The 24,567-nt window shown below is 61.6% G+C and carries 23 protein-coding genes and 1 pseudogene; 16 read left to right on the top strand and 8 right to left on the bottom strand.

Features of this window, described 5'->3' with window-relative positions; all coding sequences use genetic code 11:
• The first annotated feature begins 34 nt into the window (after positions 1-34).
• The 10 genes from VMP31_RS08855 to VMP31_RS08810 all read left to right on the top strand — a co-directional run bounded on the left by VMP31_RS08855 (position 35) and on the right by VMP31_RS08810 (position 12,240).
• Positions 35-1,294, top strand: coding sequence for an acyl-CoA dehydrogenase family protein (locus VMP31_RS08855; RefSeq protein WP_325506178.1), 1,260 nt, complete (start codon positions 35-37; stop codon positions 1,292-1,294).
• A gap of 246 nt (positions 1,295-1,540) precedes the next feature.
• A complete protein-coding gene (gene nosR / locus VMP31_RS08850) occupies positions 1,541-3,775 on the top strand; it encodes a transcriptional regulator NosR (RefSeq protein WP_414705439.1) in 2,235 nt (744 codons plus the stop codon).
• A gap of 69 nt (positions 3,776-3,844) precedes the next feature.
• The gene (gene nosZ / locus VMP31_RS08845) at positions 3,845-5,764 is read left to right on the top strand and encodes a TAT-dependent nitrous-oxide reductase (RefSeq protein WP_325506174.1); all 1,920 of its coding nucleotides are present in this window, start codon (positions 3,845-3,847) and stop codon (positions 5,762-5,764) included.
• A gap of 249 nt (positions 5,765-6,013) precedes the next feature.
• Positions 6,014-7,318, top strand: coding sequence for a nitrous oxide reductase family maturation protein NosD (locus VMP31_RS08840; RefSeq protein ID WP_325506172.1), 1,305 nt, complete (start codon positions 6,014-6,016; stop codon positions 7,316-7,318).
• The gene (locus VMP31_RS08835) at positions 7,315-8,241 is read left to right on the top strand and encodes an ABC transporter ATP-binding protein (RefSeq protein ID WP_325506170.1); all 927 of its coding nucleotides are present in this window, start codon (positions 7,315-7,317) and stop codon (positions 8,239-8,241) included. The genes VMP31_RS08840 and VMP31_RS08835 overlap by 4 nt, the downstream gene beginning before the upstream one ends.
• Positions 8,238-9,068: an ABC transporter permease gene (locus tag VMP31_RS08830; protein ID WP_325506168.1), complete on the top strand. Its 831-nt coding sequence runs from the start codon at positions 8,238-8,240 to the stop codon at positions 9,066-9,068. Before VMP31_RS08835 ends, VMP31_RS08830 begins: the two co-directional genes overlap by 4 nt.
• A 168-nt stretch (positions 9,069-9,236) precedes the next feature.
• Positions 9,237-9,776: a nitrous oxide reductase accessory protein NosL gene (locus VMP31_RS08825; RefSeq protein ID WP_325506166.1), complete on the top strand. Its 540-nt coding sequence runs from the start codon at positions 9,237-9,239 to the stop codon at positions 9,774-9,776.
• 35 nt (positions 9,777-9,811) lie between these two features.
• Complete coding sequence (tatA, locus tag VMP31_RS08820) at positions 9,812-9,982, top strand: twin-arginine translocase TatA/TatE family subunit (RefSeq protein ID WP_325506164.1); 171 nt, start codon at positions 9,812-9,814, stop codon at positions 9,980-9,982.
• A 179-nt stretch (positions 9,983-10,161) separates the two neighbouring features.
• The gene (locus VMP31_RS08815; RefSeq protein WP_325506162.1) at positions 10,162-11,352 is read left to right on the top strand and encodes an NnrS family protein; all 1,191 of its coding nucleotides are present in this window, start codon (positions 10,162-10,164) and stop codon (positions 11,350-11,352) included.
• A 144-nt stretch (positions 11,353-11,496) separates the two neighbouring features.
• The gene (locus VMP31_RS08810) at positions 11,497-12,240 is read left to right on the top strand and encodes an SDR family oxidoreductase (RefSeq protein WP_325506160.1); all 744 of its coding nucleotides are present in this window, start codon (positions 11,497-11,499) and stop codon (positions 12,238-12,240) included.
• Positions 12,241-12,489: 249 nt separating this feature from the next.
• On the opposite strand, the gene VMP31_RS08805 is transcribed toward VMP31_RS08810, so the two are convergent.
• Positions 12,490-12,804: a c-type cytochrome gene (locus VMP31_RS08805; protein ID WP_325506158.1), complete on the bottom strand. Its 315-nt coding sequence runs from the start codon at positions 12,802-12,804 to the stop codon at positions 12,490-12,492.
• 404 nt (positions 12,805-13,208) lie between these two features.
• Between VMP31_RS08805 and VMP31_RS08800 the strand changes: the two genes are divergently transcribed.
• The 6 genes from VMP31_RS08800 to VMP31_RS08775 all read left to right on the top strand — a co-directional run bounded on the left by VMP31_RS08800 (position 13,209) and on the right by VMP31_RS08775 (position 18,923).
• A complete protein-coding gene (locus tag VMP31_RS08800) occupies positions 13,209-13,988 on the top strand; it encodes a CbbQ/NirQ/NorQ/GpvN family protein (protein WP_325506228.1) in 780 nt (259 codons plus the stop codon).
• Positions 13,972-14,559 carry a cytochrome c oxidase subunit 3 gene (locus tag VMP31_RS08795; protein WP_325506156.1) on the top strand — a complete coding sequence of 196 codons (588 nt, stop codon included), beginning with the start codon at positions 13,972-13,974 and terminating at the stop codon, positions 14,557-14,559. Before VMP31_RS08800 ends, VMP31_RS08795 begins: the two co-directional genes overlap by 17 nt.
• Positions 14,560-14,573: 14 nt before the next feature.
• Complete coding sequence (locus VMP31_RS08790; protein WP_325506154.1) at positions 14,574-14,831, top strand: cytochrome C oxidase subunit IV family protein; 258 nt, start codon at positions 14,574-14,576, stop codon at positions 14,829-14,831.
• Positions 14,832-15,117: 286 nt separating this feature from the next.
• On the top strand, positions 15,118-15,558 hold the full coding sequence (locus tag VMP31_RS08785; protein WP_318947170.1) for a cytochrome c: 441 nt from the start codon (positions 15,118-15,120) through the stop codon (positions 15,556-15,558).
• 3 nt (positions 15,559-15,561) lie between these two features.
• Positions 15,562-16,992 (top strand): cbb3-type cytochrome c oxidase subunit I, encoded by a 1,431-nt coding sequence (locus tag VMP31_RS08780; RefSeq protein WP_325506150.1) that lies wholly within the window; start codon positions 15,562-15,564, stop codon positions 16,990-16,992.
• A gap of 89 nt (positions 16,993-17,081) precedes the next feature.
• Positions 17,082-18,923, top strand: a complete 1,842-nt coding sequence (locus tag VMP31_RS08775; RefSeq protein WP_325506148.1) for a nitric oxide reductase activation protein NorD — start codon at positions 17,082-17,084, stop codon at positions 18,921-18,923.
• A 155-nt stretch (positions 18,924-19,078) separates the two neighbouring features.
• On the opposite strand, the gene VMP31_RS08770 is transcribed toward VMP31_RS08775, so the two are convergent.
• The 7 genes and pseudogenes from VMP31_RS08770 to VMP31_RS08740 all read right to left on the bottom strand — a co-directional run.
• Positions 19,079-19,270 carry a DnrP protein gene (locus tag VMP31_RS08770; protein ID WP_325506146.1) on the bottom strand — a complete coding sequence of 64 codons (192 nt, stop codon included), beginning with the start codon at positions 19,268-19,270 and terminating at the stop codon, positions 19,079-19,081.
• A gap of 30 nt (positions 19,271-19,300) precedes the next feature.
• A complete protein-coding gene (locus VMP31_RS08765) occupies positions 19,301-19,984 on the bottom strand; it encodes a Crp/Fnr family transcriptional regulator (RefSeq protein ID WP_325506144.1) in 684 nt (227 codons plus the stop codon).
• A 499-nt stretch (positions 19,985-20,483) separates the two neighbouring features.
• Positions 20,484-20,930, bottom strand: coding sequence for a putative zinc-binding protein (locus tag VMP31_RS08760; RefSeq protein WP_325506142.1), 447 nt, complete (start codon positions 20,928-20,930; stop codon positions 20,484-20,486).
• Positions 20,931-21,022: 92 nt separating this feature from the next.
• Entirely contained in the window at positions 21,023-21,697 is a 675-nt protein-coding gene (locus VMP31_RS08755) for a Crp/Fnr family transcriptional regulator (RefSeq protein ID WP_325506140.1), read from the bottom strand.
• A 145-nt stretch (positions 21,698-21,842) separates the two neighbouring features.
• On the bottom strand, positions 21,843-23,216 hold the full coding sequence (locus tag VMP31_RS08750) for a 4Fe-4S binding protein (protein WP_325506138.1): 1,374 nt from the start codon (positions 23,214-23,216) through the stop codon (positions 21,843-21,845).
• 105 nt (positions 23,217-23,321) lie between these two features.
• Positions 23,322-23,855 carry an iron transporter gene (locus VMP31_RS08745; RefSeq protein ID WP_325506136.1) on the bottom strand — a complete coding sequence of 178 codons (534 nt, stop codon included), beginning with the start codon at positions 23,853-23,855 and terminating at the stop codon, positions 23,322-23,324.
• A 492-nt stretch (positions 23,856-24,347) separates the two neighbouring features.
• A pseudogene (locus VMP31_RS08740) lies at positions 24,348-24,567 on the bottom strand (hypothetical protein); the annotation flags it as partial.

Genomic DNA, 24,567 nt, shown 5'->3' with positions numbered 1-24,567 from the left:
ATGCCTCACTCCGATGATTGATACGAGGCTTGCCATGCACTTTGCCTACAGCCCCCGCACCGAAACACTGCGCCTGCAGCTGCGCGATTTTATGGACGCCCACATAGTGCCGCGCATCGGTGCCTGGCATGCCGCGGTGGCCGCTGGGCAGTTTCCGGTGCCCTTTATGGCCGACCTCAAGGCCCTGGCGCGGGCCGAAGGGTTGTGGAACCTGTTCCTGCCGTCGCTGCATGCGGACGAACCGGGCACGGCCTTGAGCAATCTGCAATACGCGCCCCTGGCGGAGATCATGGGCCGCGTGCACTGGGCTTCCGAGGTGTTCAATTGCAACGCGCCGGACACCGGCAATATGGAATTGCTGCATATGTTCGCCACGCCCGAGCAGCGTGCGCGCTGGCTGCTGCCGCTGCTTGAAGGCGAAATCCGTTCGGCCTTCGCCATGACCGAGCCGGATGTGCCCTCATCGGATGCCAGCAATATCCAGACCCTGATCCGCCGCGACGGCGACGACTACGTGATCAACGGGCGCAAGTGGTTTATCACCAATGCCTCGCACCCCGATTGCAAGCTGCTGATCGTCATGGGCAAGACCGACCCGAACGCCGATGCCCATCGCCAGCAGAGCATGATCCTGGTGCCGTTCGACACGCCTGGCGTGCAGCTGCTGCGCAATATCCCGGTGATGAACCATATCGCCCCGGAAGGCCATAGCGAGCTGCTGCTGCGTGATGTGCGGGTGCCGGCCAGCAATTTGCTGGGCGAGGAGGGTGCCGGTTTTATGATGGCCCAGGCGCGCCTCGGCCCCGGACGCGTCCACCATTGCATGCGCTCCATCGGCATGGCTGAGCTGGCCCTGCAGCTGATGGTCGAGCGCGCTCAGGAGCGCAAGGCTTTCGGCAAGTACCTGCACCAGTACGCCAATATCGGCGACTGGATCGCCGAGTCGCGTATCGAGATCGAGCAGGCGCGCTTGTTGGTGCTCAAGACCGCCTGGATGATCGACGAAGTCGGCACCAAAGCCGCGCGCAAGGAGATTGCCATGATCAAGGCCCTGGTGCCGGGCATGCACACCCGTGTGGTCGACCGCGCCATGCAGGTCTACGGTGCCATGGGTCTGACCCCGGACACGCCCTTGGCCGATATGTGGACCACCGGCCGCGCCCTGCGCTTCGCCGACGGCCCGGATCAGGTGCACCTGCGCAGCATCGCCCGCATGGAGCTCAAGGCCAGCGAAGCAAGCCGTGGAGCGACCGCTGCGTATTTAACCCCGCACAGTGACGTAGGTTGGTGCTGAGCCTGCGAAGCCCAACGCCGCCAACCCGGTTTGGAAAACGCGAAACCGTTGTAAGGCGCAAGATCGGGCCCGGATTGCGCCTAGGCTTATTCGGGCTACGAAGAGCTGACTGAACAGCCTGCGCACCCGCGGCAGGATGTCGCAACTTGATTTTGGTCAAGGGGAGAGAAGCCAGGCATCCCTACCATGGCTGCACGTTCTAACCGCCTGAGGCGGAAAATGCACATGCAGCCTGTCAGCCCTCAAATGGAATGCCCTGGCGTTTCTCTGCCGTTGCTACGGTGGTTAGCCAAAGCGCTTCAAGCAAACCGTTTCCTCTCCCTGTCCGGTGCCTGGCGCTTGGCTGTCGCGGCTTTGTTCGCGTGCATATTGGCAACCACCCAGACCGTGCAAGCCAAGCCATACGGCGAGATAGAACAACAACGCATCGATTCGGTTTTTCCCCAAGCCGATGCGCCGTCCGAACCACAAGGCGAATTCAACGTACGCACCCTGTCCAGTGGCGACAAGGTGCTCGGTTATGTGTTCCAGAGCCTGGATGTGATCGATATCCCGGCCTATTCAGGCAAGCCGATCAATATGCAGGTGATCCTCGACACGGCCGGTGTGATCCAGGACGCCTATGTACTCGAACACCACGAGCCGATCCTGTTGATTGGCATTCCCGAAGCCAAGCTGCACGGCTTCAACGCCAAGTACAAAGGTATCAAGGTCAACCAGCGGGTGGTGGTGGGGCGCTCCAGTGACCCGAATGCCGTGACCGTCGATGCGGTGACCGGTGCCACGGTCACGGTGATGGTAGTCAATGAAGTGGTGATGCGTGCCGCCCATACCGTGGCGGTTTCGCTGGGTCTGGTCGCGGATGATGCCGGGCTGACGCAGAAGCCAGCCACGCTGCGCGAGGGCATTTATCAACCTGCCGACTGGACCCAGCTGACGGGTAACGGAGCCATTCGCCGCCTGCACTTGACCCGTGGTCAGGTCGACGAGGCGTTCAAGAGCAGCGAAGCCGAAGGGGTCGAGGTAGCTGCGCCCGAGCAGGTCGACGAGACCTTTATCGACCTTTACACCGCGCACCTGAATGCGCCGACCATCGGCCGCAATCTGCTCGGCGACAACCAGTACCGTTTTCTGATGGAGTCGCTCAAGCCCGGCGAGCAGGCGATTGCCGTGCTGGGCAGCGGCAGCTATTCGTTCAAGGGTTCGGGTTACGTGCGTGGCGGCATCTTCGACCGGGTGCAGTTGCGCCAGTTTGGCACCACCATCAGTTTTCACGACCGCGATTTCGAGCGTCTGAGCGATGTCTATGCCGAAGGCATGCCGGACTTCAGTGAGATGGCGATCTTTATCGTGCGCGAGCCCTATGGCTTCGACCCTGGCTCCCCCTGGACCCTTGAGCTGCTGGTAAAGCGCCAGACCGGCCCGATCAGCGGCATTTTCAGCAGCTTCGAATTGGCCTACCAGATGCCTGAGGAGTACCTCGACCGGCCGCAACCGAGCGCCGCCGAGCTGGCCGCCATCGAAGAGGCCAACCGGCCGTTGTGGCTGAATATCTGGTATCAGAAGAGCTTTCAGATCGGCGTGATACTGGTCGCCTTGCTGCTGCTTACGGTGATTCTGTTCCTGCAGGACAAATTCACCCAGCGCCCGCACTTTCTGCATTGGCTGCGTCGCGGCTACTTGATCTTCACCGTGGTGTTTATCGGTTGGTACGCCCTGGGCCAGTTGTCGGTGGTCAACGTACTGACCTTCGTCCATGCCCTGGTGCAGGACTTCCGCTGGGAGCTATTCCTTACCGACCCGATCATTTTCATTATCTGGACCTTCACCGCCGCCAGCATCCTGCTTTGGGGCCGCGGCGTGTTCTGCGGCTGGCTGTGCCCGTTCGGCGCGTTGCAGGAGCTGATCAACGAGGCCGCGCGCAAACTGAAAATCCCTCAGTACGAGCTGCCCTTCGCCCTGCACGAGCGGCTGTGGGCGATCAAGTACATCATTCTGTTGCTGCTGTTCGGCCTGTCCCTGGAGTCGCTGTCCACTGCCGAGCGCTTCGCCGAAGTGGAACCGTTCAAGACCGCCATCACCCTCAAGTTCGACCGCCAGTGGTGGTTCGTGCTCTACGCGGTGATTCTCCTGGTGATCAACATTTTCACCCGCAAGGTCTACTGCCGTTACGTCTGCCCGCTGGGCGCGGCGCTGGCCATTCCAAGCAAATTCCGCCTGTTCGACTGGCTCAAACGCCGTAAGGAATGCGGCAACCCCTGCCAACTGTGCGCCAAGGAATGCGAGATCCAGGCGATCCACCCGGACGGCCATATCAATGCCAACGAGTGCCACTACTGCCTCGATTGCCAGATGACCTACCACAACGACGACAAGTGTCCGCCGCTGATTCTGAAGAAGAAGCGCGGCAAGCCGTCGCCCTTACAGCCCGATTTGATACCCCCCGTTTTGATACCAGTAACGCAGGTGGTCGTCCCCTGAGCGCGCCTTTCGGCAACAACGGTACGACCCGCTCGACAGTCAGTTTTATCCAGTCAAGGAGCACAACCCATGAGCGATAAAGAATCGAAGAACAGCAACCCGAAAAGCGCAGCCGAGCAGCAGGAAAAACTCGGTTTGAGCCGCCGCGGTTTCCTTGGTGCCTCGGCCATAACTGGCGCGGCAGTGGCTGCGACGGCGCTGGGCGGCACAGTGATGACCCGCGAATCCTGGGCGGCTGCGGTTAGCGAGTCGAAAACCAAGATTCATGTTGGCCCGGGCGAGCTGGACGATTACTACGGTTTCTGGAGCGGTGGTCACCAGGGCGAAGTGCGAGTGGTGGGGGTGCCGTCGATGCGCGAACTGATGCGCATCCCGGTGTTCAACGTCGACTCGGCCACCGGCTGGGGCCTGACCAACGAAAGCAAGCACATCATGGGTGACAGCGCCAAGTTCCAGAACGGCGACTGCCACCACCCGCACATCTCCATGACAGACGGCAAATACGACGGCAAGTACCTGTTTATCAACGACAAGGCCAACAGCCGGGTCGCGCGTATCCGTCTGGATATCATGAAGTGCGACAAGATGATCACCGTGCCCAACGTGCAGGCCATCCACGGTCTGCGTCTGCAGAAGGTGCCGTACACCAAGTACGTGTTCGCCAACGCCGAGTTCGTTATTCCGCATCCCAACGATGGCAGCACCTACGATCTGCAGGACAAGAACAGCTACACCATGTTCAACGCCATCGACGCCGAGACCATGGAAATGGCCTTCCAGGTCATAGTCGACGGTAACCTGGACAACACCGACGCCGATTACACCGGCAAGTACGCCGCCGCCACCTGCTACAACTCGGAGAAGGCTTACGACCTCGGCGGCATGATGCGCAACGAGCGCGATTGGGTGGTGGTGTTCAACATCGAGCGCATCGAAGCGGCGATCAAGGCCGGCAAGTTCACCACCCTCGGCGACTCTAAAACGCCGGTGGTTGATGGCCGCGAAGGCTCGCAGCTGACCCGCTACATCCCGGTGCCGAAGAACCCGCACGGCTGCAACACCTCGTCCGACGGCAAATACTTCATTGCCAACGGCAAGCTGTCGCCGACCGTGTCGATGATCGAAATCGCCAAGCTCGACGACCTGTTCGACGACAAGCTCAAGGACCCGCGCGACACCATCGCCGCCGAACCCGAACTGGGTCTGGGCCCGCTGCACACCACCTTCGACGGTCGCGGCAACGCCTACACCACGCTGTTTATCGACAGCCAGGTGGTCAAGTGGAACATGGCCGAGGCCGTGCGCGCCTACAAAGGCGAGAAGGTCAACTACATCAAGCAGAAGCTCGACGTGCACTACAACCCGGGGCACATCCACGCCTCGCTGTGCGAAACCAGCGAAGCGGACGGCAAGTGGCTGATCGCCCTGAGCAAGTTCTCCAAGGACCGCTTCCTGCCGACCGGCCCGTTGCACCCGGAAAACGATCAGCTGATCGACATCTCCGGCGACGAAATGAAGCTGGTGCATGACGGCCCGACTTTCGCCGAACCGCACGACTGCACCATGGCGCGTCGTGATCAGATCAAGACCCGCAAGATCTGGGACCGCAACGACCCGTTCTTCGCCCCCACAGTCGAGCGGGCAAAGAAGGACGGGATCAACCTGGAAGCCGACAACAAGGTGATCCGTGAGGGCAACAAAGTCCGCGTGTACATGACCTCGATGGCACCGTCCTTCGGACTGACCGAGTTCAACGTCAACCAGGGCGACGAAGTCACCGTGACCATCACCAATATCGACCAGATCGAGGACGTGTCCCACGGCTTTGTGATGGTCAACCACGGCGCGAGCATGGAAATCAGCCCGCAGCAGACTTCCTCGATCACCTTTATCGCCGACAAGCCCGGCCTGCATTGGTACTACTGCAGCTGGTTCTGCCACGCCCTGCATATGGAAATGGTCGGCCGCATGATGGTTAAGCCGGCGTAGCCGCACAGCTCCGCAAGGGGGAGCTAGCGGGGATCTTCACGGCGGATGCGGTTTGCTCCCCTCTACCTCCGGGAGAGGGGCTGGGGCGGGCCGCGTGCGGATGAGGGTAATCAAGGCCGGCATTGTCGTTGGTTCGATAGCCCAACCCCTCACCCTAACCCTCTCCCCAGAGGGGCGAGGGGACTGATCGGGGGTTAGCCGTGCGATCGTGCAACGGATACATATCCATTAAAAAACCAGGTAAGCGCAGTGCTCAGACCTCAGGCAATCGTTTCGCTTTACGCCGCTGCGCTGTCGCTGCTTATTCTCTGCGGGGCTGCCCAGGCGGCCCCGCAATCCATCACCGCGCTGCCGCTGCAGGCCGAGGGTGACAATCGTTGGCGGCTGCCCGTTGGCGAGTATCAAGGTTCGTTCAGTATTGATCAGCCGATGCATATCCTTTGCGAGCCCGGTGCCGTGTTGCAGGGCCAGGGGCAGGGCAACGGTTTAATCATCAGCGCGCCCGAGGTAACCGTCGAAGGCTGCACGCTGCTCGACTGGGGCCGCGATATGACTGCCATGAACGCCGCCATCTTTATCCAGCCCAAGGCCAGCGGCGCGCTGATCAAAAACAACCGCATGCAGGGGCCGGGCTTTGGCATCTGGGTCGATGGCACGGCGGATGTCAGCCTGATCGGCAATAGCATCCAGGGCGATGCCAGCATCCGCTCGCAGGATCGCGGTAACGGCATCCACCTGTATGCGGTGCGCGGTGCCAAGGTTATCGGCAACCAGGTGCGCGATACCCGCGACGGCATCTATATCGACACCTCCAACGGCAACCTGCTCGAAGGCAACACTCTGGAAGACCTGCGCTATGGCGTGCATTACATGTTCTCCAACGACAATCAGGTGCTTGGCAACATCACCCGCCGCACCCGCACCGGCTATGCCCTGATGCAGAGCCGCAAGCTGACGGTGATCGGCAATCGCTCCGAGCAGGACGAGAACTACGGCATCCTGATGAACTACATCACCTATTCGACCATCCGCGACAACGTCGTCAGCGATGTGCGCAGCGGCTCCACCGGCGACAGCATGATTGCAGGTGCCGAGGGTAAGGCGCTGTTTATCTACAACTCGCTGTTCAACAGCATCGAGCACAACCACTTCGAACGCAGCGCCCTGGGCATTCACCTGACCGCGGGCTCCGAGGACAACCGCATCGCCGGTAACGCCTTTGTCGCCAACCAGCAGCAGGTCAAATATGTCGCGGTGCGTACCCAGGAATGGTCGGTGGAGGGGCGCGGCAACTACTGGAGCGATTATCTGGGCTGGGATCGCAACGACGACGGCCTCGGCGATGTTGCCTACGAGCCCAACGACAATGTCGACCGCTTGCTGTGGTTGTACCCGCAGGTACGTCTGCTGATGAACAGCCCGAGCATCGAACTGCTGCGCTGGGTGCAGCGCGCTTTTCCGGTGATGAAATCCCCTGGCGTGCAGGACAGCCATCCACTGATGCAATTGCCCACCGCCGATTTGCTGCACAACCGTCAGGAGCCAACGCCATGAATGCCGTCGAAATCGAAGGCGTCAGCCAGCAGTACGGCAGCATGACCGTGCTGCACGACTTGAACCTGAGCCTGGGTGAAGGCGAAGTGCTGGGCCTGTTCGGCCATAACGGTGCGGGCAAAACCACCACCATGAAGCTGATTCTCGGCCTGCTACAGGCCAGCAGTGGCACGGTGCAGGTGCTTGGGCGAACGCCCAAGGATCCCCAGGTGCGCCAGCAACTCGGCTATCTGCCGGAGAACGTGACCTTCTACGCCCAGCTCAGCGGCCGCGAAACCCTGCGCCATTTCGCCCGGCTCAAGGGCGCGCCGCTAAGCCAGGTGGACGAGTTGCTGGAGCAGGTCGGCCTGGCTGCAGCCATGGAGCGCCGGGTCAAGACCTATTCCAAAGGCATGCGCCAGCGTCTCGGTCTGGCCCAGGCGCTGCTTGGCGCGCCGCGTCTACTGCTACTCGACGAGCCCACGGTCGGCCTCGACCCCATCGCCACCCAGGATCTCTACCAACTGGTCGACCGTCTGCGCCAGCAGGGCACCAGCATCATTCTCTGCTCCCATGTATTGCCGGGGGTCGAGGCGCATATCAACCGCGCGGCGATTCTCGCCCATGGTCGTTTGCAGGCGGTCGGTAGCCTGGCCAGCCTGCGCGAAGACGCCGGCCTGCCGGCGCTGATCCGCGCCAGTGGGCTGAAACAGAGTGCGCAGTTGTTGCAACGCTGGCACGCCGGCGGGCATCAAGCCCGCTCGGTCGGCGTCGATGGCATCGAAGTGGTGGCGATCAATGGCCACAAGCTTGGCCTGCTACGCGAATTGCTCGGTGAAGGCGGTGCCCAGGACATCGATATCCACCAGCCGTCGCTGGAAGAGCTGTACCGCCATTACATGGATCAGGCCCAGAGCACGCGGGCCGGGGAGGGCGCGGCATGAGTCAGATATGGAATATCGCCCGCAAGGAGCTTAGCGACGGCCTGCGCAATCGCTGGTTACTCGCCATCAGTCTGCTGTTCGCGGTGTTGGCGGTGGGCATCGCCTGGCTCGGTGCTGCGGCGTCCGGGCAGCTGGGCTTTACTTCGATCCCGGCGACCATCGCCAGCCTGGCCAGCCTGGCGACCTTTCTGGTGCCGCTGATCGCGTTGCTGCTGGCCTACGACGCCATCGTCGGCGAGGACGAGGGCGGCACCCTGATGCTGTTGCTGACCTACCCCCTGGGCCGCGGCCAGTTACTGCTGGGCAAATTCGTCGGCCACGGTCTGATCCTGGCCCTGGCCACCCTGATCGGGTTTGGCTGCGCCGCCTTGGCCATTGCGGTGCTGGTCGAGGATATCGAACTGGGCCTGCTGGCCTGGGCGTTTGGCCGCTTTATGTTGTCCTCGACCTTGCTCGGCTGGGTATTTCTGGCCATGGCCTATGTGCTGAGCAGCAAGGTCAGTGAAAAATCCAGCGCCGCCGGGCTGGCCCTGGGGTTGTGGTTCCTCTTCGTGCTGGTGTTCGATCTGGCCTTGCTGGCGTTGCTGGTACTGAGCGAGGGCAAGTTCAACCCCGATCTGCTGCCCTGGCTATTGCTGCTCAATCCGGCCGACGTCTACCGGCTGATCAACCTGTCCGGTTTCGAAGGCAGTGGCAATGCTGTCGGGGTAATGGCCCTGGGCGGCGACCTGCCGGTCGGCAGCTCGTTGCTGTGGCTATGTCTGTTGCTGTGGGTAGAGCTGCCGTTGTTGCTGGCCCATTGGGTATTCCTGCGCCGGCCGACGTGATGGCGAGCAAACCATGTTGCGTAGGTTGGGTTGAGGAGCGCAGCGACGAAGCCCAACGGGAGGCACGCGGTTAACCGGGTCACCGCCGTTGGGCTTCGCCAAGCTCAGCCCAACCTACGCGCCCGCCCAAACCTGCACCGCCATTTTTTCAAGCTTCAAGGAGTAACCATGAAACCCCTGTTAAAACACAGCGCGCGTACCCTGCTGGCGCTATTGATCGGCCTGGGATTGCTGGCCTGTAGCGAACCCGAAGCCGTGCAGCAAAAACTCGCTCCGGTGGCCTTTCACGACAGCGATGAGTGCCATGTGTGCGGCATGATCATCACCGACTTTCCTGGGCCCAAGGGCCAGGCGCTGGATAAAACCGCGGTGAAGAAATTCTGCTCCGCCGCCGAAATGCTCGGCTGGTGGCTGCAACCGGAGAACCGCATTGGTGCTGCCAAACTCTACGTGCATGACATGGGCCGTAGCGAATGGCTCAAGCCCGACGACAGCCACCTGATCGATGCTAGCAGCGCCTTCTATGTGGTCGGCCTCGGCGAGAGTGGTTTGCAAGGGGCCATGGGCGCGGTACTGGCCTCGTTTGCCGATGAGCAGGCTGCCCGCAAGCTGGCCGCTATCCACGGTGCCCGGGTGTTACGCTTCGAGGAGATCGACCAGGCCGTGCTGCAACAGGCTGCGGCAACGCAGCATATGGGCATGCACTGAGCACTTTTCACCACTCATAAAAAGAGGAAATCCCCATGGGTATCAGTATCTGGCAACTTCTGATCGTGCTGCTGATCGTGGTCATGCTGTTTGGCAGCAAACGCCTGCGCAGCCTGGGCTCCGATATTGGCGGTGCCATCGGCGGTTTTCGCAAATCCATGGGCCGTGACGACGCACCGCAGCAGCCGGAGTCGAAGCAGCCGTAGCTCGCTACGCCACCCAGACCTGCCGCTTTGCGCTGGCCTGGGGCGCAAAGCTGATCGCGGTCAAGTCGTCCAGGCCCTTGCATCCTGTAAAAAGAGCCTAACGGCTGCCAATACCCTCGTAGCTGCAATGCCCCGGTTGTTGCTGCCGGGCGCTTGACGATCTTTTCAGGAGGCTTGCAGTGAACATTATCGACCGGCGTACCGCCCTGAGTATCCCGCCCATCTGGCGGCTGGCCTTTCGCCCATTTTTCCTCGCTGGCAGCCTGTTCGCGTTGTTTGCCATTGTCCTCTGGGTGCTGGCCTGGAGCGGCAATGGGCCGGACTGGCAGCCCGTCGGTGGCTGGCTCGCCTGGCACCGTCACGAAATGCTGTTCGGCTTCGCCGCCGCTATCGTGGCCGGCTTTCTACTGACCGCGGTGCAGACCTGGACCGGTCAACCCGGCCTGAGCGGCACGCGCCTGATACTGCTTGCAGGTCTCTGGCTGGCAGCGCGGCTGGGCTGGCTGTTCGGTTTGCCCCTGGTGCTGCTGATTCCGCTCGACCTGGGCTTTCTGCTCGCGGTGGCCGGCCTGATGGCGCGCATGCTCTGGGTGGTGCGGCAGAAGCGTAACTACCCGATCGTTGCGGTGCTGTGCCTGCTGGCTGCGGCCAATGCCTTGCTCCTGGTCGGCCTGGCTCAGGGCGACGATGAACTGCAGCGGCGTGGCGTATTGGCCGGGTTGTGGCTGGTTGCGGCACTGATGGGCCTGATTGGCGGCCGAGTAATTCCCTTCTTTACTCAGCGCGGTCTGGGTCGCATCGATGCGGTCAAACCCTGGCTCTGGCTGGATATTGCTCTGCTGCTCGGCACCGCTCTGATCGCCGCACTCTATGCCAGTGGTCTGGCCCTGCAGGCTCACGCCCCGCTGGCCGGGTTGTTCCTGGCGGTGGCGGTGGGGCATCTGCTGCGCCTGGCGCGCTGGTACGACAAGGGCATCTGGGCGGTGCCGCTGCTGTGGTCGTTGCACCTGGCAATGCTCTGGCTGGTGCTGGCCTGTATCGGCCTGGCGCTGTGGCATGTCGGCTTGCTGACTACGCCCAGCCCGGCCCTGCACGGTTTGACCATGGGGGCCATGAGTGGGCTGATTCTGGCCATGATCGCCCGCGTGACCCTGGGGCATACCGGGCGGCCGCTAGAACTACCGGCCGGCATGGCGGCGGCCCTGGTGTTGTTCAACCTGGGCTGCGTGGCGCGGGTCTTGGTGTATCCGCTCTGGCCGTTGGAAGGCCTGTGGCTGTCGGCAACCGGCTGGTCACTGGCGCTGGCCATCTATGCCTGGCGCTATGCGCCGATGCTGGTCGCGCCACGGGTGGATGGTCACCCGGGCTGACTGTCCCGGCCGCGAGCCGAATCCCAAAATGCGCAAAACCTTTGCTGATGCAGCGCCACGCTGCCCATCCATTGATATCCGCTTGCCTGTGCTTTGTGCATGGGTGGCCTTACCGCTCGCTATTGCCGAGCACCGGAGAAGCTGATGAGAACCGAATTTCAGGATCGTCTGGCCGTCGTTACCGGAGCCAGTTCAGGTATTGGCCTGGCGTTATGCGCGGCTTTGCTACAGCGCGGTGCCAGGGTGTTGGCCATGTCACGCAGCCTCGGCGGTTTGCAAGGCCTGCAGGAAAGCTACCCAGAGCGCCTGGTCTGGCATGCCGGTGATGTGACCTCGAGTGAGGATCTGGCCAGCCTCGGCCTGCGCGCAGCACAACTGGGCCAGGTGGACTATCTGGTGCCCAACGCCGGTATTGCCGAGCTGGCCGAAAGCCTCGATCTATCAGCATTCGACCGGCAGTGGGCGGTCAACGGTGCCGGTGCATTGAACACCCTGGCAGCGCTACGCGACGCGCTGGCGGCCCCCAGTTCGGTGGTGTTTATCAGCAGTTTTCTTACCCGTTCGACCTTTCCCGGCCTGGCCGCCTATATCGCCAGCAAGGCGGCACTTAGCGCCCAGGCGCGCACCCTCGCAGTTGAGTTCGCGCCACGCGGTGTGCGCATCAATCTGGTTTCGCCCGGCCCCACGGCAACCGCAATCTGGGGCACCCTGGGGTTGAGCGACGAGCAACTGGATGAGGTCGCCGACAGCGTCAGCAAACGCCTGCTGCCGGGCCACTTTCTCGATGCAGCGGCTGTCGCCAGCGTAATCCTGTTCCAGTTGTCAGCTGGCGCACGCGGTGTCTATGGCCAGGATTGGGTGGTCGATAACGGCTATGGCTTGAGCTAGGAGTCTGTCGGACTTAACACTGTTCTGCTGCGGAAAAGCCGGGCTCGGCCATTTTTGCTGCTCTTTCTCGTTAAATAGCTCGCTATTCGCCTCGAAAGACCAGCAAAACTGACTCGATCCGGACTTTCCCTCGCTACGAACGGTCAAGCCCGACAGGCTCCTAGAGCCTGAAAAAATGTAGGAGCCCGAGGGCTCCTATTGAGAAGGAAGGGTAGGGTGGACGCCAGGAGCCTGGCGTCCTTCAGCAGGTTATTTGAGGCTCAGTACCCATTCGGCGAGGATCTTCGCTTCTTCATCGGTGACCGGGTTAGCCGGCATCGGCATCGGTCCCCAGACGCCCTGGCTACCATTCTTGATATGGCCCGCCAGCAATTCGACGGCACCTTCGGTGCCCGCGTATTTGGCGGCGACTTCTTTCAGCGCCGGGCCAACCATTTTCATGTCGACGTTGTGGCAGGCGGCACAGGGCTTGCTCTTGAACAGCGCTTCGGCGTCAGTGGCGAAGGCAGGCTGCACACTCAGCGCAGCCCCCAGAACGAGCAAGGGGAGCAGAATTTTCTTCATGGTGATTATTTCCTCAAGGCTATTGAGAGCAGGGTATATGCCCTGCCAATTTCGCTGCAGTTACTGTTGTGCGTCTTCTTCTGGGCGCTGCCTGAGCCTCTCTGCGTGAACACGGATCTCTACGGTTATAGGTATGGACCCATGCTGCTCGTAAAGGGTTCGGATACGAGGGCTGACAGTAGTCATTGCATGGCTGAGAGGTGAGCCGGCTATATCCGACCACTTCATTCAACGCTAGGGGCAGCATACTCAGGCCGATTGCCGATGGGCTTGACCAGAATCAAGAGTTGCCCGCACGCGGCTTGAGGGCCGTAGTAGGTCGCAGGTAGCGTGCAGGCATGATTAATCACCGCGGTGAGGTACTGACTGTGAATGCGCCTGTGAAACTCGTCGAAACGGCTGCCGTGCTGGATGCACCGTTCTACCAACCCCTGGGTAATGAGCAGGTGCTGTTCGAACAGGCCTGGCAGCACGGCATGCCGGTGCTGATTAAAGGCCCGACCGGTTGCGGCAAGACCCGCTTCGTTCAATACATGGCGCACCGCCTGAACTTGCCGTTGTACACCGTGGCTTGCCATGACGACCTGAGCGCCGCCGACCTGGTCGGTCGCCACCTGATTGGCGCCCAGGGCACCTGGTGGCAGGACGGCCCCTTGACCCGCGCGGTGCGTGAGGGCGGCATCTGCTATCTGGATGAGGTAGTCGAGGCGCGCCAGGACACCGCTGTGGTGCTGCACCCGCTGGCCGACGACCGCCGCGAGCTGTATCTGGAGCGCACCGGCGAAGTGCTGCGCGCGCCGCCGGGTTTTATGCTGGTGGTGTCCTACAACCCTGGTTACCAGAACCTGCTCAAGGGCATGAAGCCGAGCACCCGCCAGCGCTTCGTCGCCCTGCGTTTTGGCTATCCGCCGGTGGCCGAGGAAGAGCGCATCGTCGCCAACGAGGCGCGGGTCGGGGCCGAGCTGGCCGCCCAGGTGGTCAAGCTCGGGCAGGCTCTGCGCCGGCTGGAGCAGCATGATCTGGAGGAGGTGGCCTCGACCCGCCTGCTGATCTTTACCGCACGGATGATCGGCTCCGGCATGAGCCCGCGCGATGCCTGCCTGGCCTGCCTGGCCGAGCCGCTGTCGGACGATCCGCAGACCGTCGCCGCGCTGATGGACGTGGTCGATGTTCACTTCGCTTGAAGCCGTCGCTCGCCCAGCGCGCCATCTGCCGGGCGACCTGGCGATGTGGTTCTTTATCCTCGCCGAGCTGACGGTTTTTGCCCTGCTGATCCTCACCTTCGCGGTGGCCCAGGCCCTGCAGCCACAGCTGTTCCACGACGGCCGCCAGTTGCTCGACAGCTCCACCGGCCTGGCCTTGACCCTGAGCCTGCTCACGTCCGGCCTGTTCGCCGCGCTGGCCCAGGAGCAGGTGCGCCAGGCGCGAGCGCGACGCGCTGCCTGGTTGCTGCTGGCGGCGCTGCTGTCGGCCAGCGTCTATGTGGGGTTGAAGCTCGGCGAGTACAGCCATCTGGCTACTAGCGGGCTGGGCATGGAGCACAACACCTTCTTTACCCTTTACTGGATCCTCACCGGCTTTCACTTCGTCCATGTACTGCTCGGTTTGCTGATCCTCGGCTGGCTGGCCGAGCGTTGCCGACAGCGCGCCTATGGCCCGGGCAATTGCAGCGCACTGGAATCCGGCGTGCTCTATTGGCATATGGTCGATCTGGTCTGGGTGCTGCTGTTTCCGCTGGTGTACGTGCTGAACTGACCGAGAAATTCGCTATGTCCGCTTCGCGCACCCTGATTCTCTGCTGGCTGGGCCTGGCCGTACTGTCGGTTGCCAGCGTGCAGCTGGGCAATGCCGGGGCGACCCTGCTGATGGCCAGCGCGGTACTGCTCTCAGCCCTGGGCAAGGCCTGGCTGATTACCGACGGCTTTATGGAGTTGCGTCATGCGCCGCGCATGTGGCGCTGGCTGCTACTGGGTTGGCCGGTGGCGATGGCGGCAGGGGTACTGCTGGCGTTGCAGTTCTCTTTGTAGCCCGAATAAGCCCAGGCGCAATCCGGGAGCGATTGCGCATTCACCGCCTTTCCCGGGTTTCATCCGGGCTACAAGAGCCTCCATCGGGTTGACATTGCGAAGCCTTGTCCACCGCTGCGGCCCAATGGCGGACAAGCCTTCGGCATGTCCGCCCTACGCTTAATCCCTTCCTCAATTTCCCCTTCGCTATACCCGAGCATAACCATCGGACTTTCTTGATTCTTATCAAGCAGGTTTCGTTAGCAGGCTTCCTAGAATGGACTCGCCAAGCAAAGAGGAAGCGACCATGTCAGAGACCTTCACCAAGAGCATGGCCCGGAATATCTACTTTGGGGGGAGCGTGTTCTTCTTCCTGGTGTTCCTGGCCCTGACCTATCACACAGAGCAGACCTTTCCAGAACGCAGCAACGAATCGGAGATGAACGAGTCGGTGGTGCGCGGTAAAGCGGTCTGGGAAAACAACAACTGCATCGGCTGTCACAGCCTGCTGGGTGAGGGTGCCTACTTCGCGCCTGAACTGGGCAATGTGTTCACCCGGCGTGGCGAGGACGCGGCCTTCAAGCCCTTCCTGCACGCCTGGATGAAGGCGCAACCCCTGGGTATTCCAGGGCGTCGGGCGATGCCGCAATTCAATCTGACCGAGCGGGAAGTGGACGATATGGCGGAGTTCCTCAAGTGGACTTCGAAGATCGATACCAACGACTGGCCACCAAACAAGGAGGGCTGATAGATGAATATTGCCAACCCCCATCTGAAATTCGCCTCGCAAGCCGTGGCCAAGCCGTACTTCGTGTTTGCCCTGTTGCTGTTCCTCGGGCAGATCCTGTTCGGTTTGATCATGGGCCTGCAGTACGTGGTCGGCGACTTCCTGTTCCCGCTGATCCCCTTCAACGTGGCGCGCATGGTGCACACCAACCTGCTGATCGTCTGGCTGCTGTTCGGCTTTATGGGCGCGGCCTACTACCTGATACCCGAGGAGGCGGACCGCGAACTGCACAGCCCGTTGCTGGCGATGATCCTGTTCTGGGTGTTCGCCGCCGCCGGTGTGCTGACCATTCTCGGCTACCTGTTCGTGCCCTATGCGGGCCTGGCGGAGATGACCAGGAACGACCTGCTGCCGACCATGGGCCGGGAGTTTCTCGAACAGCCGACTATCACCAAGATCGGCATCGTGGTGGTCGCTCTGGGCTTTCTCTACAACATCGGCATGACCCTGCTTAAAGGGCGCAAGACCACCATCAGCATGGTCATGATGACCGGCCTGATCGGTCTGGCGGTGTTCTTCCTGTTCTCCTTCTACAACCCGGAAAACCTGGCGCGCGACAAGTACTACTGGTGGTTTGTGGTGCACCTGTGGGTGGAAGGCGTGTGGGAGCTGATCATGGGTGCGATGCTCGCCTTCGTGCTGATCAAGGTCACCGGGGTGGACCGTGAAGTGGTCGAGAAGTGGCTGTATGTGATCATCGCCATGGCCCTGATCACCGGCATCCTCGGTACCGGTCACCACTTCTTCTGGATAGGTGCGCCCGAGGTCTGGCTGTGGGTCGGCTCGATCTTCTCGGCGATGGAGCCGATACCCTTCTTCGCCATGGTGCTGTTCGCCTTCACCATGGTCGGCAATCGGCGTCGGCAGCACCCTAACCGTGCCGCCACCCTGTGGGCCAAGGGCACTACCGTGACCGCGTTCTTCGGCGCTGGCGTGTGGGGCTTCCTGCATACCCTGGCCCCGGTGAACTTCTACACCCACGGCTCGCAGCTCACCGCGGCCCATGGCCACCTGGCGTTCTACGGTGCCTACGCGATGATCGTGATGACCATGATCAGCTACGCCATGCCACGCTTGCGCGGCCTTGGTGAAGCGCCGGATGAGCGCGCGCAGACCATCGAGATCTGGGGCTTCTGGTTGATGACCCTGTCCATGGTGGCGATCACTCTGTTCCTTACCGCCGCCGGTGTGGTGCAGGTACAACTGCAACGCTGGCCTACAGATGGCACCGCGCTGTCGTTTATGAACACCGTCGACCAGATGGCCGTTTTCTTCTGGTTGCGTCTGGCTGCCGGGGTGGTCTTCCTGGTTGGCTTGATCTGCTACCTGTACAGCTTCAAGCAGCGGGGTCGGGCCACGGCCCGCGATGAAGCCGCCCTGGCCGTTTCGGCCTAAGCGGGGACATTAATTAACCTTCGGCCCGGCTGGTAGAGCGGGCCGTTTTGCATTTGGCTCTGCGGAGCACAGCGAACAAGGTGAAGCAGATGGCTTTTACCGTCGAAGTGGAAGAATGGGTGGGCAGCGTCTGGCACCGCTTTATCACCCGCCGCGCCAGCCCGGATTTTCCCGAGGCTCGGGTCGAGCTGGCCAGCATGCAGCGGCCCCTGGCGTTGTTGTTCCGCGCCATGGGGGGGGCCAGCGGGATTGCGGTCGAGGCCGCCAGTGCGCGTGACCTGGTGCTGCGGCGCAACCTGCTGCAACAGGTAGCCGGCACCTGCAAACAAATGCCGGTGGCCTGGTGCGATGCCAGCAACCTGCGCCTGCCGCCGAGCCTGGCGGTGTATCCCGAGGCCGCGCTGAATCAGGATCTCTATCGCTGGCTGGCGTTGCTCGCCGCACAAGCGGGGGAGATGCGCCACTGGGCGCGGGATAACCAGCGCTGGACCCAAGAACTGCTGCAAACCTATCCGGCTCTGCGGCCGCGCTACCAACGCCTGGTCGAAACCCACCTGCAGTTGCGCCCGGACCCAGGCCAACTCGGCAAAGGCGAAGCCGAACTGGAGATTGCGCTCTGTCAGGCCCTGCGCGAGCCAGGTAGCGTCGAGCACTTTCCCCGTAGCGAGCGGGCACCCTGGCCGTTGCCGCTGTGGTTGTACCCGGCGCAAAACCTGGGCGAACCCCAAGCCTGTGAGCTGGGCGAGGAAAGCGAGGGCAACCTGTTGACCCCGCCGGGCGCAAGCCAAGGTGGGCCCAAACGCGCCAAGCGGGTCGAGGAGAGCACCAGCAAGGGCGGCCTGCTGATCTTTCGCCTGGAGAACCTGTTCAGCTGGTCCGAGCATGTCGAGCTGGATCGCTGCACCGATGACAGCGAAGACCTGGACGCCGCGCGGGTTGCCGAGGATCTCGACGAACTGGCGCTGTCCAAGCAACGCCTGCGCAAGGGGGGCGGGCTTAAATTGCACCTCGATCTGCCGCCGGCGGATGTCGACGACATTCCCCTGGGCGAGGGCATCAAGCTGCCGGAGTGGGACTACCGCAAGCAGAGCCTGCGCGAGGATTTCGTCAATCTGCAGATGATGGTGCCACGCGGCAGCGAGGCGCAGCCCTTGCCAGCGCGCCTGGCACCATTGGCCAAGCGCCTGCGCCGGCAGTTCGAGCACCTGCGCAATGATCGCCAGTGGCTACGCCAGCAACCCCAAGGCTCGGAGCTGGATATGCAGGCCTGGCTGGATTTTCATGTCGAGCGTCAGCATGGCCAGTGCGCCGAACGCGGCCTATTTATGGAGCAGCGGCAAACTCGCCGCGATCTGGCCTGCCTGCTGCTGGCGGACGTGTCGATGTCGACCGACGCTCACTTGGATGACCAGCACCGGGTTATCGAGGTGATCAACGACAGCTTGCTGCTATTCGGCGAAACCCTGTCGGCGCTGGGGGACGAATTCGCCCTTTACGGGTTCTCATCCCTGCGTCGCCAGCAGGTGCGCATGCTCGAACTAAAATCCTTCAAGCAACGCTATGACGACAACACCCGTGGGCGCATTCAGGCGCTCAAACCCGGCTATTACACCCGTATGGGCGCGGCTATTCGCCAGGCCACCGTGCTGCTCGGGGCCTGCAAGCAGCGGCGCAAGTTGTTGCTCCTGGTGACCGACGGCAAACCCAACGACCTGGATCTTTACGAAGGCCGCTATGGCGTTGAGGACACCCGTGAAGCGGTGCTGGAGGCGCGGCGTCAGGGCCTGCTGCCGTTCTGCATCACCATTGACAGCGAGGCCGGTGATTACCTGCCCTATATGTTCGGTGCCAATGGCTACACCCAGATCCGCCAACCCCAGCAGTTGCCGCTGCGCCTGCCGCAGTTGTATCGGCAACTGACCCAGGCGTAGCCGGCCGGGTGTCAATGCCATCGCGACAGGGGCTGGTGCGCGCGGCCTAGGCGGCCCCGCGCACCCTACGGCGGGAGGGCCTTAGTGCGCACGTGGAGGATGGGTAGGGTGCGCCGTGCGCACCGATTACCAGCAGAGGATCTTGAGGGGGCAGCTCAGGCAATACTGCGCGGCAACCACACCATCATCACCGCACAAAACACCGTCAGGCCGATGCAGAACCACATAAAGCGCCGTTGCCGGCGCTCGCCCGCGTCGTCGCTCAGGACCGGCAGGGGCATGCCGCAGTTATCGCACTCGGCTTCCCCAGGGGGATTGTCTTGCTGGCAATACAGGCATTTAGGCATGGCAGCCGCTCACGGGCGAAGACAGGTATTTCACTCGAACTGCTCCAGGCGCAGGCGGTCGACAATAACGATCTGGCGGCCTTCCTGGGTGATGATTTCCTCATCGATCAGGCGGCGCATGATCCGCGAAAAGGTTTCCGGCTGGATCGACAAATGGCCGGCGATCAGCTGCTTGGCCATCGGCAACTCGAAGCTGTTGCCCGCATCCGGCTGGCGCGCGAGCTGAGTGATCAGGTAGCGCACCACACGGTGGGTGGCGTTTTTCAGCGACAGCGTTTCGATCTCGTTGACCCGCTGATGCAGGCGCACGCAGAGCTTGCCGAGCAGAGCAAAGGTCAGCCGGTTATTACTCTGCAGCAGGCGCATATAGGTGCTGTTGGCGATGCGGTAGAGCTGGGTAGGGCACACCGCCTCGGCCGACGCGACGTAATTGGGCGTATCCATCAGCATCATGGCTTCGGCGAAGGTCTGCCGATTGCCGATGACCTCGAACACCTTCTCCTGCCCATCCGGGGTCAGGCGGTAGATCTTCACTGCGCCAGCGATGACGAAATAGAACGAATGGGCTGGCTCGCCCTGACGAAACAACGGCTCGCCCTTGTCGATGCTGAGCAGCTGGCTGGTGCTCATCAGCTCATCCATCTGTTCTTCGTTCAACGGCTCGAACAAGTGGTGATTGCGGAGAATCTGGTGATGAACGCGATGAAGCACCATAAAAGGCATCCTGATTGTTTGGCCTGAAGCCTGGAGCGACCTTAAGCCCGACCCTGTGCATGACGGGCTGACGACTCGGGCCTGTGTGGGCAACGCAGTACTGGCAGACAGCTCAGATGGCGGGCTGTTGCAACTCAATGTTGTACGGGCAGCGCCAGGGGCGCGCTGGTTGCGTGCTGATAATCGCTGTTGGCGGCCTATACCGTGACCGAGGCCAAACTCAAAGCAACGCCACTGGCTAAAGCCAGTCCTGAGGTGAGAACCAGGTAGCAGACGATCAGTTGCAGAATTTTTTTCATGGAGACTCCCGGCATGGCGCTCATGCACTGATATTGCGTTATGGACAGCTATCTCTGCTTATCCTGAGCAAGCCGCATGCCATCTACAAGCTATTGAATCTAAAGGATTTAATTGAACTAAATGGTTAATTTGACCGTACATAATCAGGGTTATAAATACCTTTATGGTCGTTTTCACCATAACTCGACTGACAGACTGCTCAATCCACCGCTTGCGTACCCATTTTCTGAGAGAGCAGCGGCTCGCGGGTCACACGCTGAGCCTGGGTGTCGCGTGGATGGCCAAAATCGCTGGCGATAATGCGGCTCATGTCCTCGAATAGCGCGTCGGCGTCTGCCGCGCTGCAGTCTTCCCGGTAGCGTTTGCGCAGGCCATAGCTGCTGAGGGTGATATGCACGTCGGCGCTGATGCCATGCTGAGCCAGACAGGCGCTGACGCAGTGCAGGGGGCAGCCGTCGAGGGCCAGGATCGGCCGGCCGGCACTGGCCTTGTTCACCAGCGCCTGGACATGGCCACCGACGCCGGCGATGCAGGACATTTCCGCCAGGCCGGCACGATCCAGACGCACGGCCAGGGTATTGGCCAGTTGTGCTACGTTGGAGCAGCCAGAGCAGGAATAGACCAGGGGGAGAGTTGTCTTGGACATTGCGTGCGTCCTCCAGGCGTCAAGAGTCTGCCCAGTTTGACCAGCGTACGGCAGCTGACGTTGACCAAAGTCAATTCTGGATTTATAGCCTCTTAGTCATAGTTACTCAGCCCTTGCAGGTCGATGATTTCTATACTTCGCCGCTGTACGGCAATCACTCCCAAGTCGATCAGGCGGTGAAGGATGCGCGAGAACGTCTCCGGCTGGATGCCCAGCCTTGAGGCGATCAGCCGTTTCGGCACATCGAGCATGATCACCCCGTTGCCTTCTTCGTGGGCCTGGGCGAGAAAACGCCTGACCCGGTGGCAGGCATTAGCCAGGGTCAGGGTGTCGATCTCGTTCAAGCGCTGGTGCAGGCGAATGCTCAGCGTGGCGAGAATATCCAGGCAGATGCTCGGGTGTTCTTCCAGCAGGCGGCGGTACTGCGCGCCGTGCAGGCTGGCCACCTGAGAGGTTTTCAGTGCGGTGGCGCTGACCGGGTACTGCGGCACACCGGTGAACAGCAGAGCTTCGGCAAAGGATTCGCCGGCGCGGATGATTTCCACCAGTTTTTCCTGACCGTCGCAGACCACCCGATGCAGCTTTACCTGGCCACTGAAGACGAAATAGAAGCGCTCGGCCTTGTCGCCCTGATGGAACAGCGAAGCGCCAGTAGCCAGACGCTTGAGGTTGGCTGAGGCGCACACCTCCTGCAACGCCGCCTCCGGTAGCCGGCTGAACAGGTGGTGACGGCGCAACTGTGCGACAAGTGATGGTTCGGTCAGCATGGTGTCTCCCACGACGCAGCTCGGGATTGCTCGGGATTGCATGCTAGAAGGCCTACGGGCGCGGCTTCCTTGATTTCAAACAAGTCCGCGCGCGACGGCCCGGATGGGCAACGAGAAGGGCACATCCGCCCTCTGTCGGCACGGCTCAACTCCAGCCCCAGAACTGCAACCACCAGCCATAACCGACCCCGGCAGAACCCAGCGCCAGACAACCGAACGCGGCGAGGCGATTAAGCCCACGCGCGCCATGCCGGCCCAGCACCTGCCAGCCCAACCACAGGCTCCAGACAATAGCGGCAGCAAGCAGGGCGGCGCGAGCAGGTTGCACCCAGGCCAGAGCCAGACCCTCGTAACGCAGCAGCTTGACGGTGGTGGCGCTCAGGCCGAGAAACAACCCGCTGGCACCGAGCGGAATCAGGCTCAAGGCCAGGTGCTCGAAGACATTGCCGGTGCGCGATACCAGCAATGCCGCAGCCCGCAGCAGCAACCACAGACCGCCGCCGAGCAACAACGCGCTGGCCGTCAGGTAAAACAGGATCAGCAGACCATCAAGCCAGCTGAACAGGTCATTGGCCTGCGGGTAATGGGTCAGCAGCCACCAGGGCGCATCGGCTTGCAGCAGCCAGTAGCTGTCATGCTCGACCAGCCAGGTCGCCGCTGCTTGCTTCAGGCTGACGAACCAAGGGCTGACCGTCCATTGAAAGGCACCCATGGCCAGGCCGATCACCCCGAACAGCAACAGGCTGCTGTCCCAATGGCTGGCGTGCTGGGGGCCGACGATCAGTACCTCGGCGTTCGGCGAGCGCGCGCTTAGCTTAACCGCACCGCGTTGCCCGCTGCAGCGCCCGCAGGCGTGGCAGTCGGCGGCACCCTGCATACGCCGGATATCCAGCAGCGGCGCGCAGTTGGGCGGCGGCTGGCGCGGCGGCGGATTGTCCAGCCAGCGCTGCTCGTCGACCTTGTAATGCAGGGGTGCCAAGCGGGCGAGCAGGGCGAACACACCGCTGACCGGGCACAGGTAGCGGCACCAGATGCGCTTGCCGCGTCCATAGAGAAAGCCCACCAGCATCGCCGCAAGGGTCGAACCGCCGAGGATCAGCAAGGCGGCCTGGGCGTAGTCGTAGACGCTGATCAGCTGGCCATAAATAGTAGTGAGGATAAACGCCAGGGTCGGCCAGCCGCCCCAGCGAATCCAGCGCGGCGTCCCGCGGCCCAGACCGCGCCAGCTGATCCATTCGCTGAGCGATCCTTCGGGACACAGCAGCCCGCACCAGAGCCTGCCGAACAGCACGATGGACAGCAGCACGAACGGCCACCAGAGGCCCCAGAAAACAAACTGGGCGAGCAGCGTCAGGTTGTCGAGCATCCGCGCCTGACTGGACGGCAATGGCAGCAGCGCCGGCAGCACCAGCAACAGGCCATAGAAGGCCACCACCACCCATTGCACGCCCCGGATTAGCCGCGCATGTCGTCGCAGGGCATCGCCCAGGCCGCCGAGCAGCCCGTTCAACTTGCGCATGGCGACACGCTGGGCGAGTTACGCCGCAAGCAGCCCCGGTAACCGCTCAGGATGGAACACAAGACAGCTGACATCGCGAACTCCACTGCGCCGCGGCTGTAAGGATCAGTAACCGCCTTTCTTGCCGATGCCGGCGTAGGTGAATTCGTAGCTGAGTTCGCAGCGTTCGAACCAGGGGGCGACGCCGGTTTCCTTGTCGGTGTGGCGACCAAACATGGCGTGGCCGCCAGTGGGCGGCAGGATGCTATAAGTCAGGTGGTACTTGCCCGGGCCGAACAGCTTCAGATTGTCGCCATAGTGCGGGCCATCGTTGGCCACCATCGCGTGGAAATCGCCCTTGAGTGCCTGATCGCTGCCTTCCTTGCGCAGCACGAAAGCGACGTTCAGATAGGGCACAAAGCTGCCTTCCGGGAAACCGTTGGGGTTGTTTTTCAGTGCGCTGATATCGGCTTCCAGGTGCACATCCGAATCGGCGGCGAGGCGCATCATGCCCGGCGGATCCATCACGATCGGCTGCAGGTACACCGCCCCGACCTCCAGACCGCCGCATTGCTGGGGCTCACCAATCGGGTATTCCTTGGCCTGGGCAAATGCAGCGACCAGCAGTAGGGCGAATGAGAATGGCAGTTGTGCGCGCATCGACGATTTCCTCTGAGCATTGGCTTGGATGGGGCCTAGCTTAGGGATATACGCCTTAAATAATAATGATTTGCATCAAGATTGATCTTTGTCGAATGACAATTATCCCAGCCTACCGCCCGTTTGAAGAGGGTGGCGCAGGTAGTGGTGATCAGTGTTTGGGTAAACCGCCAGCAAGGACGCGAATAGCTTGGTTGCTTGCATATGGTGCTAACGGGGCGAGTGTTCGAATCACTCCGTCCCGACCATATAAGTCAATGAGAAAGCCCAGTTCGTAAATGACCGGGCTTTTTATGTCTCTAATTTGCCTCGCTTATTGCCTTGTCTATATAGGTTGGGTGCGTCGGGTGCAGTCTTCCAGTGTGGTGATGGGGTAGGTCCGTATGAATCAGGTATTAGATAAGCCTTGACCTGGCTTCGCTTGCCCCTATAATGCGCACCTCTTCCGGCGCAGATCTCTCGGAAAACTTATTCTAAAACAATAAGTTAGCTTTAAAAGAGAGATTGCAAAGCAGCGCAAGCTGTGTAGAATGCGCCGGGCTGACAGGGTGGTGGTTTGATCCTGTTGGTAGCTTCGATCAGGTAGATCGGCAGCGGTTGAAGAGGTGGTTGACAGCGGTTTGAAACGCTGTAGAATTCGCCTCCCGCTAACGAGAAGCTGGATGTTGGTCGGGGATGCAAGTGGTTGAGTAGAAAGAACTTCTTCGGAAAG

It is taken from the genome of Pseudomonas sp. (assembly GCF_035512415.1).
Taxonomy (GTDB): Bacteria; Pseudomonadota; Gammaproteobacteria; order Pseudomonadales; family Pseudomonadaceae; genus Aquipseudomonas.
The sequence above is the reverse complement of the archived record's forward strand: the minus strand, read 5'-3'. Positions and strand labels throughout refer to the sequence as shown.

What these genes read in the sequence shown, in the direction of transcription:
- VMP31_RS08855 (WP_325506178.1), top strand. Translation starts at nt 35, where the DNA reads ATGCACTTTGCCTACAGCCCCCGCACCGAAACACTGCGCCTGCAGCTG.
- nosR (WP_414705439.1), top strand. Translation starts at nt 1,541, where the DNA reads ATGGAATGCCCTGGCGTTTCTCTGCCGTTGCTACGGTGGTTAGCCAAA.
- nosZ (WP_325506174.1), top strand. Translation starts at nt 3,845, where the DNA reads ATGAGCGATAAAGAATCGAAGAACAGCAACCCGAAAAGCGCAGCCGAG.
- VMP31_RS08835 (WP_325506170.1), top strand. Translation starts at nt 7,315, where the DNA reads ATGAATGCCGTCGAAATCGAAGGCGTCAGCCAGCAGTACGGCAGCATG.
- VMP31_RS08830 (WP_325506168.1), top strand. Translation starts at nt 8,238, where the DNA reads ATGAGTCAGATATGGAATATCGCCCGCAAGGAGCTTAGCGACGGCCTG.
- VMP31_RS08825 (WP_325506166.1), top strand. Translation starts at nt 9,237, where the DNA reads ATGAAACCCCTGTTAAAACACAGCGCGCGTACCCTGCTGGCGCTATTG.
- tatA (WP_325506164.1), top strand. Translation starts at nt 9,812, where the DNA reads ATGGGTATCAGTATCTGGCAACTTCTGATCGTGCTGCTGATCGTGGTC.
- VMP31_RS08810 (WP_325506160.1), top strand. Translation starts at nt 11,497, where the DNA reads ATGAGAACCGAATTTCAGGATCGTCTGGCCGTCGTTACCGGAGCCAGT.
- VMP31_RS08805 (WP_325506158.1), bottom strand. Translation starts at nt 12,804, where the DNA reads ATGAAGAAAATTCTGCTCCCCTTGCTCGTTCTGGGGGCTGCGCTGAGT.
- VMP31_RS08795 (WP_325506156.1), top strand. Translation starts at nt 13,972, where the DNA reads ATGTTCACTTCGCTTGAAGCCGTCGCTCGCCCAGCGCGCCATCTGCCG.
- VMP31_RS08790 (WP_325506154.1), top strand. Translation starts at nt 14,574, where the DNA reads ATGTCCGCTTCGCGCACCCTGATTCTCTGCTGGCTGGGCCTGGCCGTA.
- VMP31_RS08785 (WP_318947170.1), top strand. Translation starts at nt 15,118, where the DNA reads ATGTCAGAGACCTTCACCAAGAGCATGGCCCGGAATATCTACTTTGGG.
- VMP31_RS08780 (WP_325506150.1), top strand. Translation starts at nt 15,562, where the DNA reads ATGAATATTGCCAACCCCCATCTGAAATTCGCCTCGCAAGCCGTGGCC.
- VMP31_RS08775 (WP_325506148.1), top strand. Translation starts at nt 17,082, where the DNA reads ATGGCTTTTACCGTCGAAGTGGAAGAATGGGTGGGCAGCGTCTGGCAC.
- VMP31_RS08770 (WP_325506146.1), bottom strand. Translation starts at nt 19,270, where the DNA reads ATGCCTAAATGCCTGTATTGCCAGCAAGACAATCCCCCTGGGGAAGCC.
- VMP31_RS08765 (WP_325506144.1), bottom strand. Translation starts at nt 19,984, where the DNA reads ATGGTGCTTCATCGCGTTCATCACCAGATTCTCCGCAATCACCACTTG.
- VMP31_RS08760 (WP_325506142.1), bottom strand. Translation starts at nt 20,930, where the DNA reads ATGTCCAAGACAACTCTCCCCCTGGTCTATTCCTGCTCTGGCTGCTCC.
- VMP31_RS08755 (WP_325506140.1), bottom strand. Translation starts at nt 21,697, where the DNA reads ATGCTGACCGAACCATCACTTGTCGCACAGTTGCGCCGTCACCACCTG.
- VMP31_RS08750 (WP_325506138.1), bottom strand. Translation starts at nt 23,216, where the DNA reads ATGCGCAAGTTGAACGGGCTGCTCGGCGGCCTGGGCGATGCCCTGCGA.
- VMP31_RS08745 (WP_325506136.1), bottom strand. Translation starts at nt 23,855, where the DNA reads ATGCGCGCACAACTGCCATTCTCATTCGCCCTACTGCTGGTCGCTGCA.